Source organism: Franzmannia qiaohouensis, assembly GCF_031451695.1.
Classification (GTDB): Bacteria; Pseudomonadota; Gammaproteobacteria; order Pseudomonadales; family Halomonadaceae; genus Franzmannia; species Franzmannia qiaohouensis.
On record NZ_JARWAM010000007.1, the window covers coordinates 207472 to 223624 of the forward strand.

General features: G+C 65.9%; 16 protein-coding genes. 12 read left to right on the forward strand and 4 right to left on the reverse strand.

Going from position 1 to position 16153, the window contains the following annotated elements; translation table 11 throughout:
- Window positions 1–67: 67 nt before the first annotated feature.
- Entirely contained in the window at window positions 68–331 is a 264-nt protein-coding gene (locus tag QC821_RS11560) for a hypothetical protein (protein WP_309721332.1), read from the reverse strand.
- A gap of 129 nt (window positions 332–460) precedes the next feature.
- Here QC821_RS11560 and QC821_RS11565 point away from each other — a divergent pair, with 129 nt between their 5' ends.
- A complete protein-coding gene (locus QC821_RS11565; RefSeq protein WP_309721335.1) occupies window positions 461–1735 on the forward strand; it encodes an ATP-binding protein in 1275 nt (424 codons plus the stop codon).
- A 35-nt stretch (window positions 1736–1770) separates the two neighbouring features.
- Entirely contained in the window at window positions 1771–2310 is a 540-nt protein-coding gene (locus QC821_RS11570; protein WP_309721338.1) for a response regulator transcription factor, read from the forward strand.
- On the opposite strand, the gene hybE is transcribed toward QC821_RS11570, so the two are convergent.
- Window positions 2307–2729 (reverse strand): [NiFe]-hydrogenase assembly chaperone HybE, encoded by a 423-nt coding sequence (hybE, locus tag QC821_RS11575; RefSeq protein WP_309721341.1) that lies wholly within the window; start codon window positions 2727–2729, stop codon window positions 2307–2309. The two genes, QC821_RS11570 and hybE, sit on opposite strands and share 4 nt — an antisense overlap.
- A gap of 87 nt (window positions 2730–2816) precedes the next feature.
- On the opposite strand from hybE, the gene QC821_RS11580 reads away from it, so the two are divergent.
- The 8 genes from QC821_RS11580 (at window position 2817) to QC821_RS11615 (ending at window position 9381) form a co-directional block, all read left to right on the forward strand.
- Entirely contained in the window at window positions 2817–3626 is an 810-nt protein-coding gene (locus QC821_RS11580; protein ID WP_309721344.1) for an inositol monophosphatase family protein, read from the forward strand.
- Between the two features lie 134 nt (window positions 3627–3760).
- Complete coding sequence (locus QC821_RS11585) at window positions 3761–4036, forward strand: GrxA family glutaredoxin (protein WP_095619176.1); 276 nt, start codon at window positions 3761–3763, stop codon at window positions 4034–4036.
- A 148-nt stretch (window positions 4037–4184) separates the two neighbouring features.
- Window positions 4185–4952 carry a VOC family protein gene (locus tag QC821_RS11590; protein WP_309721347.1) on the forward strand — a complete coding sequence of 256 codons (768 nt, stop codon included), beginning with the start codon at window positions 4185–4187 and terminating at the stop codon, window positions 4950–4952.
- Between the two features lie 253 nt (window positions 4953–5205).
- Window positions 5206–6078, forward strand: a complete 873-nt coding sequence (locus tag QC821_RS11595) for an acyltransferase (protein ID WP_309721350.1) — start codon at window positions 5206–5208, stop codon at window positions 6076–6078.
- Entirely contained in the window at window positions 6024–6965 is a 942-nt protein-coding gene (locus tag QC821_RS11600; RefSeq protein WP_309721353.1) for a LysM peptidoglycan-binding domain-containing protein, read from the forward strand. Before QC821_RS11595 ends, QC821_RS11600 begins: the two co-directional genes overlap by 55 nt.
- Window positions 6966–7057: 92 nt before the next feature.
- Window positions 7058–8215: a glycosyltransferase family 4 protein gene (locus QC821_RS11605; protein WP_309721355.1), complete on the forward strand. Its 1158-nt coding sequence runs from the start codon at window positions 7058–7060 to the stop codon at window positions 8213–8215.
- Window positions 8184–8735: a phosphatase PAP2 family protein gene (locus QC821_RS11610; protein WP_309721358.1), complete on the forward strand. Its 552-nt coding sequence runs from the start codon at window positions 8184–8186 to the stop codon at window positions 8733–8735. The genes QC821_RS11605 and QC821_RS11610 overlap by 32 nt, the downstream gene beginning before the upstream one ends.
- 31 nt (window positions 8736–8766) lie before the next feature.
- Window positions 8767–9381 carry an alpha-ketoglutarate-dependent dioxygenase AlkB family protein gene (locus tag QC821_RS11615; RefSeq protein ID WP_309721360.1) on the forward strand — a complete coding sequence of 205 codons (615 nt, stop codon included), beginning with the start codon at window positions 8767–8769 and terminating at the stop codon, window positions 9379–9381.
- A gap of 99 nt (window positions 9382–9480) precedes the next feature.
- On the opposite strand, the gene gcvT is transcribed toward QC821_RS11615, so the two are convergent.
- The gene (gene gcvT / locus QC821_RS11620; protein WP_309721363.1) at window positions 9481–10593 is read right to left on the reverse strand and encodes a glycine cleavage system aminomethyltransferase GcvT; all 1113 of its coding nucleotides are present in this window, start codon (window positions 10591–10593) and stop codon (window positions 9481–9483) included.
- 69 nt (window positions 10594–10662) lie between these two features.
- The gene (locus QC821_RS11625) at window positions 10663–12048 is read right to left on the reverse strand and encodes an alanine/glycine:cation symporter family protein (RefSeq protein ID WP_309721365.1); all 1386 of its coding nucleotides are present in this window, start codon (window positions 12046–12048) and stop codon (window positions 10663–10665) included.
- 682 nt (window positions 12049–12730) lie between these two features.
- Between QC821_RS11625 and gcvH the strand changes: the two genes are divergently transcribed.
- Together gcvH and gcvP are read left to right on the forward strand one after the other, a co-directional pair.
- A complete protein-coding gene (gene gcvH / locus QC821_RS11630; RefSeq protein WP_309721367.1) occupies window positions 12731–13123 on the forward strand; it encodes a glycine cleavage system protein GcvH in 393 nt (130 codons plus the stop codon).
- 87 nt (window positions 13124–13210) lie between these two features.
- Window positions 13211–16105 (forward strand): aminomethyl-transferring glycine dehydrogenase, encoded by a 2895-nt coding sequence (gene gcvP, locus QC821_RS11635; protein ID WP_309721370.1) that lies wholly within the window; start codon window positions 13211–13213, stop codon window positions 16103–16105.
- Window positions 16106–16153 lie beyond the last annotated feature (48 nt).

The following is a 16153-nucleotide window of genomic DNA, read 5'->3' on the forward strand; positions in this document are numbered from 1 at the left end:
GCCCGTATCGCAGGCGACAAGAGTGGCGCGCATGATAGCGCATCACGCCCCCACCTCGCACCCGCCGCTACTGCTCGCGCAGGTAGCGCACCCCGTCGAGCTCCAGCGACTCGACGTCGCCGAACGACACCACATGGCCCTCGAGATCGCCCGGCGCGCCGTGGCTGCCCTCCAACTCGGGCTCGGGAATCACCTTGAGCCCCGTCGCCCCGACATGCTGCACCCTGGCCGGATAGCGCGCCTCGGCGGTGACCACCACCACCCGCTCACCTGCCATGCACTTGTGCAGCCGCTCGATCAGCTCGGCCTGGGAGATCCGTTCCTCGTCCATCTCATTGCTCCTCTTGGATGCCTGACCCTATGAGTCTAGGCAGTTGAAATCTGGGCCTCAAGGCGGCCTTGCGGCTGAGCCAGCGGCGGCAATGCGCTATCATGGCGCGAGAAAATCTTCGGAGCGCCCATGCATCCCGCCCTACCCCTGCCGCTATCGACGCCCAATCGCAACCTGGTAAGACTGACCATCGTGCGCGGCATCACCTGGACCGGCTTCCTGGCAGCAATCATCTTCGGCATCGAAGTGATCGGTTTCCAGCTGCGCGTGGTGCCGGTGATCTGCGTGATCGTGGCCATGGGCCTGATCAACGTCGCCACCTGGTGGCGGCTGGGCCGCCCGCGGGCGGTCACCGATACCGAGTACCTGTTCCACCTGCTGGCCGATGTCGCCGGTCTGACCCTGCTGTTCTATTTCACCGGCGGCTCCACCAACCCCTTCATCACCTACTACCTGGTGCCGATCACCATCGCGGCGGCCACCCTGCCATGGCGCTTCGCCTGGCTGATCGCCAGCGCCTCGATGGCCGGCTACACCTTCCTGATGCTGTTCTTCGAGCCGGTGCCGCAGCTCAGCCACGGCATCATCGTTGGCTCGATCAGCCTCCACGTGCTCGGCATGTGGCTCAACTTCGGCCTCTCGGCGGGCCTGGTGACCTTCTTCATCTACAAGATGGCCCATGCGCTGCGGCGTCGCGACCAGACGCTGTCACGTACCCGTGAGGCGGCACTGCGCAACGAGCAGGTGCTGGCGGTGGCCACCCAGGCCGCCGGCACCGCCCACGAGCTTGGCACGCCGCTGTCGACCATGGCCGTGCTGCTCAAGGAGATGCGCGAGGATGCGCGAGACGATCCGCAGCTCGGCGCCGATATCGATCTGCTGCGCCAGCAGGTCGATATCTGCAAGTCGCGGCTGCAGCACCTGGTGGCCAATGCCGACCGGCGCCGCCTGGCCGAGCCCGAACAGCGCCCCGCCGGCGAGTGGCTGGCCCAGGTGGTACAGCGCTGGCTGGTGCTGCGCCCCGACGTCAGCCACCGCCTGGAGATCGCCGAGCGCCGCGGCATGCCGACCCTGGCGGTGGATGCCACCCTCGAGCAGGCGCTGATGAACCTGCTCAACAACGCCGCCGATGCCAACCCCGAGCGCATCGCCGTGAGCCTCGACTGGGACACCGACGAGGTGATCATCGACATCCGCGACCACGGCCCTGGTGTGGCGATGTCGATCGCCGACCAGCTCGGCGACACCTTCGTCTCGACCAAGAGCAAGGGCATGGGTATCGGTCTGTTCCTGACCCATGCCACCATCAACCGCCTCGGCGGCGGCGTGAGTCTCTACAACCATGAAGAGGGCGGCACCCTCACCGAAGTGAAACTCCCGCGCCTGGATACCAGTCAAGGTTAAGGGTGCCACTGCACCACCCGTCACGAGGAAAGCGCATGCACGACCAACCGCAACGCCTGCTGATCATCGACGATGACGATATGTTCTGCCACGTCATGCAGCGCGCCATGACCCGCCGTGGCTTCGACGTCGAGGTGGCCAACGACGCCGAGCAGGCGCTGATGCTGGCCCACCGCCAGCAGCCCGACATCGCCACCCTGGACCTCAAGCTGGAGCACTCCTCGGGACTCAAGCTGCTGCCCGAACTGCTCGACGTGGTGCCCGATTGTCGGGTCGTGGTTCTGACCGGCTACTCGAGCATCGCCACCGCGGTGGAGGCGATCAAGCTCGGCGCGGTCAACTACCTGTGCAAGCCCGCCGATGCCGATGAGATCCTCGCCGCGCTCGACAAACAGGACGGCGACCCCAACACCGAGCTGGCCGACAACCCCCCGTCGATCAACCGGGTGACCTGGGAACATATCCAGAAAGTCCTGCAGGAGCACGACGGCAACATCTCGGCCACCGCACGCGCCCTGGGCATGCACCGCCGCACTCTGCAGCGCAAGCTGCAGAAGCGACCGGTGCGGCGCTAGGCCTCGCTCAGCACCCGCTCGACCATGTGCTGGGCCAGCCGATTGGCCTCGTGCAGCGAGGCAAGGTCAGATACATCATCGAGCAGCGGACAGTGCCACAGGCCGTCATCCTCCCCTAGCGCCAGCGGCGCGAGAGGATACTCGCCGCCGGGTAGCGCCAGCCAGCGCCGCGGCATGTCATCGCGCACGGCGACCGGCGTGGCGCTGACCACGCAGAGCGCCAGCGAGACCGGCGTGATCAAGGCCCCCAGCAGCTCGTCGCCGGCGTGAGGCTCGGGCAGCGGCTGGAAGCACAGCAGGTCGACCCCCAGCCGCGGGTTGCGCGCAGGGTGGCGCTTGATGGAAGCGGCACAGCGGTGCTGGTAGCGGCGTGCCAGCTGCTGCAGCCGCGCATACTGCTCGACGGTCAAGGCCTGCACGGCGTCTCTCCTCTGTCATCATGGCGACGTCACCGGCGCGCAGCGTAGACTGATCACTTCGTCACGGCAACGCCACAAGGAGACGCCATGCGTCACGCCACTCGCCTCGACACCGCCATCGAGATCGCCCACGACGCCGGCCGCATGATCCGCGACGCGCGCCGCGACCAGACCTTCGGCCAGCGCTACAAGGCCGGTCATGAGCTGGTCACCGACACCGACCTGGCAGTCGACCAGCAGATCGCCGAGCGGCTCGAGGACGCCTTCCCCGGTGAAGCCCGGCTCACCGAGGAGCTCTCCCCCGAGCGCGATGCGGTCGAACGACGCGGCCCGCTGTGGGTAATCGATCCCATCGACGGCACTGTCAACTTCGCCCACGGCCTGGCTCACGTTGCGGTATCCATCGCCTGGTGCGAGGACGGCCAGACCCAGCTCGGCGTGGTGCACGCGCCGTTCCTCGGCGAGACCTTCAGCGCGCTGCGCGGCGAGGGCGCCTGGCGTAACGGCGAGTCGATCCAAGCCAGTCGCTGCGATGATCTGAACCGCGCCCTGGTGGCCACCGGCTTCCCCTATCGCCGCGAGTCGCGCCCGCCGCTGCTGCGTCGGCTGCAAGCGGTGCTCGGCGAGTGCCAGGACATCCGCCGCAACGGCTCGGCGGCGCTCGACCTGTGTGACGTCGCCTGCGGCCGGCTCGATGCCTACTATGAAAGCGTATCGCCCTGGGATTTCGCCGCCGGGGTGCTGATTGCCCGCGAGGCCGGCGCACGCACCGGACACCTCTATGCGCCGCCCGGCGGCATACCCAGCGACCTGTACGGCGAGAATATCGTGGTTGCCGGCCAGGCCATCCATCGCCCGCTTTGCGAGCTTCTCAAGCGTGCCGACGAGGGGCGCTGAACACCAGCCATAGCAGCCGATCATCATCGGCGTAGTACACCGCTATTGGCATCTGGTCGCGAGTTGCGAAACAATAGCGGCCAGCTTCCCGATAGTTTTTGAATCTCTCATATTGCACCGCAAGGAGTTCCCCTATGTTCGTTGTGATCTTCGGTCGTCCCGGCTGCCCGTTCTGCGTACGCGCCAAGGAGCTTGCCGACAAGCTCAGCGATATCGGTGCCATCGGCGGTTACCGCTACGTCGACATCCACGAGGAGGGCATCACCAAGGCCGACATGGAGAAGACCATCGGCAAGCCGGTCGATACCGTGCCGCAGATCTTCATCGACCAAACCCACATCGGCGGCTTTACCGAGTTCGACCAGTACGCCAAGGATAACGAGCTGATGCCGGAGACCGCGGCACAGTAATCCTCTAGCGCCTGCCACACCGCCCCCACGCCCGGCCCTTGAATCGAACAAGTGCCGGGCGTTTGCGTCTTCGCCGCGTTGAAAGCCACTCCCGGCTGCCGCCTATACTCAGCTGAAAATCATGTTAGAGGCGGGAGGTAAGGACACCATGCAGCGCCAGGAATTCCTTCAACAACTGTGGTTGGACTACATCCACCTCCACCCCGAGCTTGGTGCGCTGCGAGTCTGGCCGACCGATGCGCCTGCCGAATACCTGGCGCTACTGACCCTCAATCATGGACGCTACGCCGCCAGCGCCGTGCTGCCCACCCTGCAACACTTTGGCTACCGGCCAGTGGAGCGCTACGCCATGGCCGACCGCGGACTGCTGGCCACCCTGCTCGCCGCGCCTGACGACGGCGCCTGGCTGATGCTCGGCGAGCTTCAGCTGAATACGCTGCCACGCAGCGCACGCCAGGCACTCAAGGCATTGGTCGACACCGCTCACCCCGCCGACGCCCGCGGGCAGAACCTGCTGTGCCGGGGCCGTCCCTGGCCAATGCCCGACTGGCAGACGTTTCGACTGCTCGAGATGGCACATCCGCTGGCGGCATGGCTGGCGGTAATGGGGCCACGCCTGCATCACGCCGGCTTCGACAGCGAGCGCCTCGGACACGAGCTCGACGAACTCGACCAGCAGCTGCGCCAGACCGGCCTGATCGGCAGCAGCGATCGCCACCATGGCGTGTTCCCGATCTCGCCACTGCTCAACTATCGCTTCTACCCGACCTGCTCGCGACGCATGGCCTTCGCCGAGGGCGATGAGCACCGCATTGCCCTCGGCGGCCTGGCGCTGGTGCAGAAGTGCCTACCAAGCCACGCCGAACGCGCCGCTGAACTGCTGCTACCCCAGCACACCCGCTGTGAGATCGCGTAAACGGCATGGTCAGGTTATGCACATTTCCTGTGGATAACGCTGTGCAAAGCCCTTGCACAATCGCCGAGAAGCGCGACGTCACTGACGCTCTACTCAGAATGGTCAGTTTTTCGACATCCCACTGTCATAGCTTTCCACTGCCGCTGTCATCTCCAGGGTAGTAGGCCTGTCACCCCGCAGCGCCTGCAGGCGCTGGGCATCCCGTTGATCTTGCAGTAGGATTGGCTTTTTGCTGCGGTTCTGGAGGCCCTCCATGGCGACCCTCAAGGGACTGGTCAGCGTGCTGCTGCTGATCGCGACCACGCTGTTCTGGGGCATCCCGCTGTTCGTGTTGATCCTGCTCAAGCTGTTAGCCCCGGGGCGCCGCGCCAAGCTACGCGTGCTGGCCGGGCTCAACGCTGTGGCCCTCAACTGGATCGGCGCCAACCTGTGGTGGATGCGCTACTGGCTCAAGCCCCGGCTCGACATACGTCGCCCCGACGGCCTGTCACCACAGCGCTGGTGGCTGGTGCTCTCCAACCACCGCTGCTGGACCGATATTTTCGTGCTGCAGTTCGCGCTGCACCGGCGCATCCCCATGCCGCGCTTCTTCCTCAAGCACCAGCTGATCTGGATCCCCATCGTGGGCCAGGCCTGGTGGGCCCTCGAGTTCCCCTTCATGCGCCGCTACAGCCGCGAGCAGCTGGCCCGCAACCCGACCCTCGCCGAGCGCGACCGTCGTGCCACCCAGCGCATGTGCGAGCGGGCACGCCAGACGCCGCTGGCAATCTACAACTTCGTTGAAGGCACCCGCTTCACAACCGCCAAGCGCGACGCGCAAAATAGCCCCTACCGGCACCTGCTGCGGCCCAAGGCCGGCGGTACCGCCCAGGTCGCCGGCCTACTCGGCGAGAGCCTCAGCGGCATTCTCGACGCCACCCTGAGCTACACCAACCCGGCCCCGACCTTCTGGGGCTTCCTGTGCGGCCGTGAAGGGCAGATTCACTGCCATATCCGGCGTCTCGACGTGCCCCAGTGGATGCCCGGCGGCGATTACCACCAGGACCCGGACTACAAGGAACGCTTCCATACATGGATCAACGCGCTGTGGCAGGACAAGGACCGCGCTCTCGACACCTCGTCCTGATGCTGCTGCTGGCGTGGCTGCTGGCCGGCTGTGCCGGCGCCGGGTCGGCGCCGCAGCGGCTCGAAGGCATCAACGGCCAGTGGATTACCGTTCAGCGTGGCGACACCCTCGGCGCCATCGCCGCGCGTGCCGATGTACCGCTGGAGCGCCTGACACGTTTCAACCCCGGGGTCGAGCCACGCCACCTGGCGGTAGGCCAGCGCCTGCTGATCCCCACCCAGCAGGAGCGCGCCCCCTCCGGCGGCCCTTACCGCTATCAGGTACGCCCCGGCGACACCTACTCGGGCATTGCACGACGCTTCGGCACCAACCCTGCCCGCGTACAGTCGGCCAATCCCAACATCCCCGCCCACCGCCTGCAGGTCGGCCAGGTGATCCAGGTGCCCCTCAGCGGCGCAAGCGCAAGCACCAGCAGCGCAAGTTCAAGCGGATCCGGCGCAGCATCCAGCAGTAGTGGCAGCAGCGCCAGTCGGCCGCCGGCCCAGCGTCCCGACCCCGGCAACCTGCCCAGCAGTGCACGCAACTGGCCCTGGCCGCTGGACGACTATCGCGTGGTCAGGCGTTTCGGCCCAGACGACCGCGGCACGCTGCAGCCCATGCTGCTCGCCAGCCAGAATGGCAGCCAGGCCAAGGCAGTGGCCGATGGCCAGGTGCGCTTCGCCGGCAGCATGCGCCAGCTGGGGCGCGTGGTGATCGTCCACCACGATGGCAACCTGCAGAGCGTCTACGCCCTGTGCGGCGAGCTCAAGGTCGCCGATGGGCAGACCGTGAGCCAGGGCACACCGGTCTGTCAGGTCGACTACAGCAACAGCACCGAGCGCCATGACCTGCTGTTCGACCTGCGCCACGGCGGCAAGCCCGTCGACCCGACCAAGGTACTGCGCTAGACGCCCATCGTCATCGATCCGTCATCGACCTGTCGGCCTGCTGTCATGATGGTCGGTGAAGCTGGGAGGAGTTCACCACGCGGGAGCTCCTCATGCGTTTATGCCTGGTCAGTGAAACCTGGGCGCCGGACATCAACGGCGTCGCCCATACCCTGGGCCAGTTGACGGACGAACTCCGGCGACGCGGGGTGACGTTGCAGCTGGTTCGACCGGCCCCCCGCGAGGCGCACAGCGATTCGCGCATGGCCAACGAACTGCAGGTGCCAGGCTTTCATCTACCGCGCTACCCAGACGTGCAGTTCGGCCGGCCCTGTGGCCGACGGCTGCTCGGCGAGTGGCGAGCCCGGCCTCCCGATGCGATCTATCTGGCCACCGAGGGACCGCTGGGCTGGTCGGCGCTGCGCAGCGCCGAACGCCGCGGCAGCCCGACCCTGAGCGGCTTTCATACCAACTTCGACCACTACGCCAGCGACTATGGCCTGGGTTGGCTGCGCGGCGGCGTGCTCGGCCTGCTGCGGCATTTCCACAACCGCACCGGCGCCACCCTGGTGCCAACCCGCCAGCAGGCCGAAACGCTGGGTGCCCAGGGCTTCGAACGTGTCGCCGTGATGGGTCGCGGCATCGACTGCCAGCACTTCAATCCCGATAAACGCGATAGCGAGTTGCGCCAGCGCTGGGGCGCCAGCAACCACCAGCCGGTGGCCCTGCATGTCGGCCGCCTGGCCAGCGAAAAGAACCTCGACCTGCTGGTCGAGAGCTTCCAGGCCATGCACCTGGCGCAGCCCGACCTGGTCAGCGTGGTGGTCGGCGATGGGCCCCTGCGCAAGCGCCTGCAGCGGCGCTTGCCGCAGACCCACTTCACCGGCTTCATCGACAGCGACCAGCTCGCCAGGCACTACGCCAGCGCCGACCTGTTTGTATTCCCGTCACGCTCCGAGACCTACGGCAACGTGGTACTCGAGGCCATGGCCAGCGGACTGGCGGTGATCGCCTTCGACTATGCCGCCGCCGGCGAATGGATAGTCCCCCACCACCACGGCCTGACGCTGCCCCTCGACGCCTCCAGCGCCTTCGTCGAACGCGCCGCGCAGCTGGCTCGCTCACCGGCACTCTACGGCCGCCTGGGTCGCGCGGCGCGAGTGCGCGTGGCCGACTGCCACTGGTCGCAGATTACCGAACGCTTCCTGCATGTCTTGCATACCGCCATGGAGCACGCCCATGACCGCACCACGCACCCTGCCGGTCTTTGACCGTCTCGACCTGCTCGAATGGCAGCTCTGCCAGCGGCTCGCCCGCCACGGCAGCCGCCGCGGCATACTGATGCTGCTGCGTGCAGCCAGCCGGCTTGGCGACTGGCCGGCCTGGGTGCTGCTGGTTGCCGCAATGCCGGTGATCCACGGCGCCCACGGCTGGTCGCTGACATGGCATCATCTACTGCTGTCACTGCTGGCAATAGGCGTCTACCGAATGATCAAGACGCGGCTGTGCCGCGAACGTCCCTCGATCACCTTTCAAGCGATATGCTGCACCGAGGTACCGCGTGACCGCTACAGCTTCCCCAGCGGACACACCCTGCACGCGGTGATGTTCAGCCTGCTGACCGCTGCCACCACGCCGGCACTGCTCCCGCTGGTGGTGCCTCTGGCCGTCCTGATCGCCGTCTCGCGGGTCGGTCTCGGCCTGCACTACATCAGCGACGTTATCGGCGGCGCGCTACTCGGCGGTCTGTTTGCGCTGCTCGGCTGGTGGACGCTACCCACACTTACGTGACACGCCGCCACACCGCTGGCATGCTCGGCCTATGCCTCCCCCGACTACCTGGCAGAACCTTCTCGACATGCCGCCGCTATGGCGGCATGACGCCTTGCTAGACGCCGACCAAGCGGACCGGTTGCTGGGCTGCCTTGAGCGTGACCTCGCCTGGCAGCAGCCCAGCCTGACGCTGTTCGGCCGCGAGCACCCGATCCCACGCCGCCAGGTGTGGATGGGCGACCCAGAGGCACGCTATCGCTACTCCGGCCGCGACTTCTTGCCTGAGCCCTGGCACCCCCAGGTGGCGCGGCTGGCCGAGCGCATCGCTCATGCCCTGCGTCCCTTCGGCGAGGTCCCGCGATTCAACAGCGTGCTGCTCAATCGTTATGCCAGCGGTGAAGAGCGCATGGGCTGGCACAGCGACGACGAGCCGGAGCTCGGCCAGGCGCCGCTGATCGCCGCCGTCAGCCTGGGCAGCGAGCGGCCGCTGCGCTTTCGCTGGCGCGACCGCCGCGCACCGGCCTTCAATGTCAATCTGCCCCACGGCAGCCTGCTGGTCATGGGGCCCGGCATGCAGCGCCTACTGCAGCATGCCCTGCTGCCGCGAACAGGCCATGGCACCCGTATCAGCCTGACCTTTCGGCATATCGTTATCCCCACCTGATGACAACCACGAAAAGGCCGTTCGCCAAGGCGAACGGCCGGAGGGTGCTGATGCGCTATGGTAGGCGCAAGATAACGGTATAACCAAGAAGATCAGGCGTCAGCCGCGATGGTAGCCCGGCGTCACGAACGGCATCTTGCTGACCGTCATCGGCAAGCGCTTGCCGCGTACCTCAGCAAACACCTGGGTACCCGCTTCGGCTTGATCGATCGCTACATAGCCCATGGCCACCGGTCGGCCGACGCTGGGGCCAAAGCCGCCCGACGTCACCACGCCGATCTTGACATCGTCGGCGCTGAACAGCTCGGCACCCTCGCGCACCGGTGCCCGGCCCTCGCCGAGCAAGCCGACCCGCTTGCGGGTGTGATCCTTGGCCTCGACCTGATGCAGGATGAGATCCGCCCCCGGAAAGCCCGCGGGGCGCTCACCGCCGCGCCGCCGCGGCTTGCCGATGGCCCAGATCAGGCCCGCCTCAACCGGGGTGGTGGTGGTGTCGATATCGTGCCCGTAGAGGCACAGGCCAGCTTCGAGGCGCAGCGAGTCGCGGGCCCCCAAGCCGATGGCCTCCACCTCCTCTTCCGCCAGCAGCAGGCGCGCCAGTGCCTCGGCCTGTTCCGCCGCCACCGACATCTCGAAACCATCTTCACCGGTATAGCCACTGCGACTGATCCATACCGCAATGCCGTCGATCTCATAGCGGCCATGCTGCATGAATACCAGCTCGCAGGCCGCCGGGCACAGCCGCTGCATGACGCTGGCCGCGGCAGGCCCCTGCAAGGCAAGCAGGCCGCGATCCACGACCTCGACCCGGTAGTCGCTGCCGAGCCCGGTACGCAGGTGGCTGATGTCCTGCTCCTTGCAGGCGGCATTGACCACCAGATAGAGATGCTCACCGGCGTTGACCACCATCAGGTCATCGAGGATACCGCCCTCTTCCGCGGTGAACAGCGCATAGCGCTGCATGCCGGCGGGCAAGCCGACGATATCCGCCGAGACCAAGGTTTCCAGCGCCTCGGCGGGCGTCGGCCCATGGATCAATACCTGACCCATGTGCGATACATCGAACAGGCCGCACGCCTGGCGAGTATGCTCATGCTCCTTCTTGACCCCAAGCGGGAACTGCACCGGCATCTCGTAGCCGGCGAAGGGCACCAACTTGCCGCCCAGTTCCAGATGCAGGTCGTAGAGTGGCGTCTTGCTGAGTTGCGTCATGGTATCGATCCATTGGCGAGTGGCTAGCAGATTGGCCACGCGGCAGGCTGGTGCCGCGTGGCCATACGGTTACTTAGGCAGATCTTCGCCCGGCAGCACCTCCTTGCCGTCGAAGTAGTCGCGGGTCAACTTGAAGACCATCGGCGACAGCAGCGCCAGTGCGATCAGGTTGGGGATCGCCATCATGGCATTGAAGGTATCGGCCATCAGCCAGATGAAGCCCAGCTGCGCCATGGCGCCGAGCGGGATGGCCAGCACGAACAAGGTCCGGTAGAGCATGATCGAACGCGTGCCGAACAGGAACTGGAAGCACTTCTCGCCGTAGAACGACCAGCCAAGAATGGTCGTGAAGGCAAAGATCGCCAGCGCGATCGAAACGATCTGGTTACCCACCCCAGGCAGCGCCGCCTCGAACGATAGTGCGGTCAACGATGCCCCGGCCTCGCCGTCGATCCATACCGTGGAGGTCAGAATCACCAGCGCGGTGATGGTGCACACGATGATGGTATCGATGAAGGTGCCGAGCATGGCGATCAGGCCCTGACGCACCGGATTCTTGGTCTTGGCGGCGGCGTGGGCAATCGGCGCACTACCCAGGCCGGCCTCGTTGGAGAAGATGCCGCGCGCCACGCCGAAACGAATCGCCGCCATCACCGCCGCCCCGGCGAAGCCGCCCATGGCCGCATGCGGGTTGAAGGCGTAGTAGAAGATCATGCTGAAGGCGCTGCCGATCTCGCTGGCATTGATGATCAGCACCACGATGCCGGCAGTGATGTAGGCAATCGCCATGATCGGCACCAGCTTGCCGGCGACCTTGGCGATGCGCTTGATGCCGCCGAGGATCACCGCCCCGGCCAGCACCATGATCACCACCCCGGTGATCCAGTGAGGCAGGCCGAAAGTGGAGTCGAGGGCGTCGGCTACCGAGTTGGACTGCACGGTATTGCCGATGCCGAACGCTGCCACGGCGCCGAAGAAGGCGAAGGCACCGCCCAGCCACATCCACTTCTTGCCCAGGCCATTCTTGATATAGAACATCGGCCCGCCGACATGGTTGCCGGTACTGTCGGTCTCGCGATAGCGCACCGCCAGGACCGCCTCGGCAAACTTGGTGGCCATGCCAACCAGTGCCGTGATCCACATCCAGAACACCGCGCCGGGTCCACCCAGCGCAATCGCGGTCGCCACGCCGGCAATATTACCGGTACCGATGGTGGCCGATAGCGCCGTCATCAGCGCATTGAAGGGCGAGATCTCGCCGTCCTTGTCGGACTTATCAGCACCGGGCTTGTCGCGTCCCTGCCACAGCAGGCTGAAGCCCATGCCGAGCTTGCGGATCGGCATCAGCTTGAGGCCCAGCTGGAGGTAGAGGCCCACCCCCAGCAGCAGTATCAACATCAACGGGCCCCATACCACGCCGTTGATGGCGGTGAAGAGACTGGTCAAGGTTTCCATGGTCGTTCCTTTCAATCCTGGTTCGTTATTGTTGTGCCCCGGGCTGAGCTCAGCGCCGGACACCTGGCCTCAACCGCAAAGGGACTAGGCGTCCCCGTGGTCGAATGGGCGTACCATAGCGGATAACCTCATCCAAGCTCTACTGCTGCAGGTCATTGCGTTGCCAATATGCGACTACAGCGTGAAATCATCGGCTTCTGCCGCCGGCGAGTCCGTCCCTCGCCCCACTCAAAGAAACTAATTTCTTATACGAAACACAGGGCAGCTTACTGGCCTCCCCCGGCGTCCGCAAGCATGCCCCCGCGCATACCACCAACCGCCAATACCCGCCAGGCACCGCACTGGATCGCTTGCCTTTAGGGAAGCACTGAATAAATCGGCGAGCGGGATGAAGCACAAGGCGCACGGAGCACAGAAACCGGAGCCTATGGGGTATAGGTGAGGATTTCGAGCACCGCGCAACGCAGTGATTCGCCCGCGTAGGCATTTATGCAGTGTTTACTTAGCGTAGTCGAGGGCTGCCAACTGCACAGGGCTGGACGAGACTCCCCGCAGCAGCCAACCTGTATAGGCGGTCAGCCTGGGGCAGCATCGCCGGATGCGCGCGATACTCGCCATCGCGTGCAAATGGCGGTACGATTCCCTGATTCAGAAAACCTTTTCGTATAGGAAAACCACTATTATGAGCGCTATTCCGTCCAACCTGCGTTACACCAAGAGCCATGAGTGGGTGCTCGACAACGGTGACGGCACCGTCACCCTGGGCATTACCGATCACGCCCAGCAGGCGCTTGGCGACGTGGTCTTCGTCGAACTGCCGGAAGTCGGCCAGGAGCTCGCCAGCGGTGAGGAGTTTGGCGTGATCGAATCGGTCAAGGCCGCCTCCGATCTCTACGCGCCGCTTGGCGGCGAGGTGGTGGCCGTCAACGACGCCCTCGAGGATGCCCCCGAGACCGTCAATGAATCGCCCTACGAAGACGGCTGGATCGCCAAGCTCAAGCTCAGCGACAGCGATGCCCTCGACGCCCTGCTCGATGCCGAGGCCTATGGCGCAGTGGTCGACGCCGAAGAGTGAACGACTTTCGGCCGGGTCGTGAGCGACCCGGCCTCGCCCCTTTTCTTTCCCCGGGACTGACCGCCCGACTACCCTGACAGGTGTTTCATGGCTACCGAGACCCGACGCCTGGCCGACCTGGCCGGACACGACGCCTTCATTCATCGTCACAACGGACCCAGCGCCGACGATGTCGACCAGATGCTCGCCACCCTCGGCATCGACAGCATCGCCTCGCTGATCGAGCAGACCGTACCTGCCGGCATCCGCCTGGGCCGCGAGCTGTCCCTCGAGGGGCCGCGCACCGAGGCCGAGGCGCTCGACTACCTGAAGCGCCTGGCGCGCCAGAACAAGGTCTTCAAGACCTATATCGGTCAGGGCTACCACAACACCCACGTGCCGGCGGTCATCCAGCGCAACGTGCTCGAGAATCCGGGCTGGTATACCGCCTACACGCCCTACCAGCCGGAGATCGCCCAGGGCCGCCTGGAGGGCCTGCTCAACTTCCAGCAAACCGTCATGGACCTCACCGGCATGGAGCTGGCCAACGCCTCGCTGCTGGATGAGGCCACCGCCGCGGCCGAAGCCATGGCGCTGTGCCAGCGCGCCAACAAGAAGGCCAAGAGCAAGGCGTTCTTCGTCGCCGATGACGTGCTGCCCCAGACCCTCGATGTGGTGCGCACCCGCGCCCACTACTTCGGCTTCGAGCTGATCGTGGCGCCGGCAGATGAGCTGGCAGCACACGAGGTATTCGGCGCGCTTCTTCAGTACCCGGGCCAGAGCGGCGAGGTCCGCGACCTTGGCGGGCTGCTCGGCGCCGCCCGCGAGCGCGGCATCATGACCTGCGTGGCTGCCGATATCATGAGCCTGGTGCTGCTCAAGGAGCCCGGCGCGCTGGGGGCCGACATCGTGGTCGGCAACACCCAGCGTTTCGGCGTGCCGATGGGCTTCGGCGGCCCCCACGCGGCGTTCTTCGCCACCACCGACAAGCTCAAGCGCTCGATTCCGGGACGCATCATCGGGGTCTCGAAGGATGCCCGCGGCCAGCAGGCGCTACGCATGGCGATGCAGACCCGCGAGCAGCACATCCGCCGCGAGAAGGCCACCTCCAACATCTGCACCGCCCAGGCGCTGCTGGCCAATATCGCCGGTTTCTACGCCGTCTACCACGGCGCCGAGGGGCTGCGCACCATCGCCACGCGCATCCACCGGCTGACCACCATCCTCGCCGAGGGCCTGCGTCACAAGGGCATCGCGCTGGCCCACGACAGCTGGTTCGACACCCTGCGCCTGAGCGGGGTCGATGCCGGCAAGATCCACGGCCGGGCCATGACCCACGAGATCAACCTGCGCTATTTCGATAACGGCGATATCGGTGTCAGCCTCGACGAGACCACCACCGCCCACGACCTCGACACGCTGTTCGACGTGCTGATCGGCGAGGAGCACGACCTGTCAGTGAGTGCCCTGGACGAGGCCGTCGTCAGCGCCGGCAGCAGCGGCATTCCGGCCGCCTGTCGGCGTGACTCCGACTTCCTGCAGCACCCCACCTTCCAGCGCTACCGCAGCGAGACCGAGATGCTGCGCTATCTCAAGCGCCTGGAAAACAAGGATCTGTCGCTGACCCATGCGATGATCCCGCTGGGCTCCTGCACCATGAAGCTCAACGCCACCAGCGAGATGATCCCCATCACCTGGCCGGAATTCGGTCAGATCCATCCGTTTGCGCCCCACGAGCAGGTAGTGGGCTACAAGCAGATGATCGACGAGCTGGCGGCCTTCCTGGTCGAGATCACCGGCTACGACCATATCTCGATGCAGCCCAACTCCGGCGCCCAGGGCGAGTACGCCGGGCTGGTGGCGATTCGCCGCTACCAGGCCGCCGAGGGTCAGGGCCACCGCGACATCTGTCTGATCCCCAGCTCGGCCCACGGCACCAACCCCGCCTCGGCGGCCATGGCGCAGATGAAGGTGGTGGTGGTCGAGTGCGACAGCGACGGCAATATCGACCTCGCCGACCTGCGCGCCAAGGCCGAGCAGCATAGCGAGGTCCTGTCGGCGATCATGCTCACCTACCCCTCGACCCATGGCGTATTCGAGGAGGGCGTGCGCGAGGCCTGCCAGATCGTTCACGACCACGGCGGCCAGGTCTACGTGGATGGCGCCAACATGAACGCCCAGGTCGGCCTGACCCGCCCCGGCGACTTCGGCGCCGACGTCAGCCACCTCAACCTGCACAAGACGTTCTGCATCCCCCACGGCGGCGGCGGCCCGGGCATGGGGCCGATCGGTGTCAAGGCACACCTGGCGCCGTTCGTCTCCAACCACGTGGTGACGCCGATCGCCGGGGTCAACGCCGAGTGTGGCGCGGTGTCCGCAGCCGCCTTCGGCAGCGCCTCGATCCTGCCGATCTCCTGGGCCTACATCAAGATGATGGGCGCCCGCGGATTGCGCGAGGCTACCGAGCTGGCGATCCTCAACGCCAACTACGTGGCCAAGCGCCTCGATGGCCACTACCCGGTGCTCTATCGCGGCGCCAACGGCACCGTGGCCCACGAGTGCATCATCGACATCCGCCCGCTCAAGGCCAGCTCCGGGGTCAGCGAGGAGGATATCGCCAAGCGTCTGATGGACTACGGCTTCCACGCCCCGACCATGTCCTTCCCGGTGCCCGGCACGCTGATGGTCGAGCCCACCGAGTCGGAGTCGCGCTACGAGATCGACCGCTTCTGCGATGCCATGATCGCCATCCGCGAGGAGATCGCCAAGGTTGAAAACGGCGACTGGCCGGCGGATGACAACCCGCTGGTGCACGCTCCGCACACCATGGCCGACCTGATGGATGCCGACTGGTCGCGGCCCTACTCCCGCGAGCTGGGCGCCTTCCCGTCGCCGGCGGTCAAGGCCGCCAAGGTGTGGCCGGCGGTCAACCGGGTCGACAATGTCCACGGCGACCGCCAGCTGATCTGCTCCTGTCCGAGCATCGACGAGTACCGCGACTGAGCCGCAATCGCGCCCCGTCCAACGCATGCGCCCCGGCCTATTGGCCGG